This window comes from Pseudomonadota bacterium (genome assembly GCA_022361155.1).
Taxonomy (GTDB): domain Bacteria; phylum Myxococcota_A; class Polyangia; order Polyangiales; family JAKSBK01; genus JAKSBK01.
Window position 1 is genome coordinate 1 of the sequence record JAKSBK010000505.1, and the last position, 2,467, is coordinate 2,467.

Sequence of the window (2,467 nt, forward strand, 5' to 3'; positions counted from 1 at the left end):
GATCTCGACGGCACCCTCGAGGTTCGCCACGGTCTCCGGCATGCCACTGCGGGGGCCTGTCTGCCAACACTGGACCTGCCCGTTGACCAGCAACGCGCAGGTGTGGTGCTCCCCGACGCTGATCTGTACTGCATTCGCGAGGGTCACCACGGTCACCGGCGCAAGGGCCAGCTCACCGTTGACGAGGCCCCAACAGCTCAGCTCGCCCGTGCGCAGCAACGCGCAGCTGCGGTGGCGCTCCGCGTGCACGCTCACGGGGTCGCGGACGCCGGAGACGAAAACGGGCAACTCGAGAAGGCGCGTCTGATCACCGTTGCCGAGCTGGCCGTACAGGTTCTTGCCCCAGCACATGACCTCGCCGCTCCTGAGCAGCGCGCAGATGTGGTCCTCAGCAATACTGAGCTCGCTCGCGTGCATCACACCGGGAACCAGAATCGGCGTGATGCCCTCGAACCTGAGCACTTGGTGGCCCCACCACCAGACCTCGCCCGCCTCAAGGCGCGCGCAGGTCCCGTTGCCGCCTGCTGCTACGTCGAGCGCACCGGTGATGGCCGCCCTGACGGGGACGGGAACGTACCGGCTCCTGGGGTCACCCTTGCCAATGCCCAGCTGCCCGGATGAGTTCCGGCCCCAGCAGCGAATCTCGCCCGTTTCGAGGCGCGCGCAGGTGTGGCCCCAACCGGCCGAGATGCCCTCTTCGCAGGGCGGCGCGCAACGCAGGCCCTCGTCCAGCGAGCCGTCGCAGTCGTCGTCCAGGTCGTTGCAGCGCTCGGGGCCGGGGCCGATGGCGCTGCAGTCGACCCACGCCCCGGCCGTGCAGGTTTCGTCGCCCGCCTGGCACACTCCGACATCGCTGCCGCACGGGCGCATCAAGGCCTCGTCCAGCTTGCCGTCGCAGTCGTCGTCCACGGCGTTGCAGCGTTCGAGGCTGGGATGGACAGCGTCCTGGCATGCGGCCCAGGCGCCCGCTTCGCAAAGCTGGCTCCCTGCCTTGCACGCGCCCACGTCCGAGCCGCACGGGCGCGCCGTGCCTGTTACGCAGTCGCAGCCCTCGTCCACGGTGCCATCGCAGTCTTCATCGAGCATGCCGTCGCACGCTTCCATGGAAGGGCCAAGCGCCGTGCAGCTATGCCAGGAGCCATCCGAACAGGTTTCTGCGCCCGCCTCGCAGGCCCCTACCGTACTGCCGCACGGGCGCATCAAGGCCTCGTCCAGCTTGCCGTCGCAGTCGTCATCCACTCCGTTGCAGCTTTCCAGGACACGCCCCAACGCCCCGGTACACGAGTCCCAGACGCCTTCCTGGCAGCGCTGGCTGCCCGCCCTGCATGCGCCCACGTCGCTGCCGCACGCCCGGCTCAGCGACTCGTCGACCATCCCGTCGCAGTCGTCGTCTACTGCGTTGCAGCGCTCGGTCTCGGGCATGCATGCGTCGGAGGATGCATCGGTCGCAGCGTCGGCGGCTGCATCCGCGCCGCCCGCAGCGTCCGGCAGCGCAGGCCCATGCAGGTGGCTCCTGCTGCAGCCAGCAAACGCCGCGAGCAGGATCGCAAAACAAACAGCAGCCATCCCTGAGCGCATCGCTTTCCTCCACCGGGGTCCGGCCGAAAGGAAGCACGCGCGCTTCGTTCCGCCCACTCCCACGAGTCGTAGACTCGACGGCCGCATCTGGCAACCTCGGACAGCGGGCGAATCCCCTGGTCGGATTCCAGACGATGCCAAACATGCAGGCCCGGTGGCCGGGACGTTTTGCGGGGGCGTAGCGCGTGCCAACCCGCATCCAAGCTCACTCGCCGGGTTGGCGCGTGCGTCGAGCGGATCTTGGTCGAGGCCGGCGTGCGTGCGCGCCTGGGCTCAGCTCGTGGGCTTGATTACCGCGCGCACATCGTGCACGCCGGCCGACCCCGCAAAGCGTCCCGGCCACCGGGCCGACCCGGCGCCAATGCCCCCGCTCTTTGCCGTTCACTCCAAGAACACCTGCAAGAGTGCTCAACAGGAACGTTCGGTCCGAAGAGCGCCCTACGTCCAGCGGGTAGCGTGCCAGTGCTTCTTGCCGCGCTGCAGTAGGATCGTGTGCGCGTGCAGCAGATCGCTCGGGGTTAGCACATGGCCAGGCTCCGCACGGGTGCCATTGATCGCTATCGCCCCGCCGTCCAAGAGCTGGCGGGCCTCGCGTTTGGACCTCGGCGCAGCGCGCCGACCCGACCCTCGTTGGCGTCCGCCGGCGTGCGCCGGCACTTTCGCCACCACCGGTAGCGTAAGTATGCGAAATGAGCTGCGGTGGTGTCCGGCATGCTTGGTGCGGTGTGCGAAGCATGACGCAACCACGCTACATCGTGCCTGGAATGACGGTGATGGTCACGCGCCGCACGCTGCGCCGCACCCACCTGTTTCGTCCAGACCCCGAGCTGACCGAGCTCTACCGGTATTGCCTGGCCGTCAGTGCGCAGCGGCACGGGATACGTTTGCA

1 protein-coding gene is annotated in these 2,467 nt (G+C 68.4%); it reads right to left on the minus strand.

Annotation, left to right across the window (positions count from 1 at the left end; translation table 11 throughout):
* Positions 1–1,578, minus strand: a 1,578-nt coding sequence (locus MJD61_18865; protein MCG8557326.1) for a hypothetical protein, incomplete at its 3' end; no start/stop codon positions are given.
* Positions 1,579–2,467: the final 889 nt, after the last annotated feature.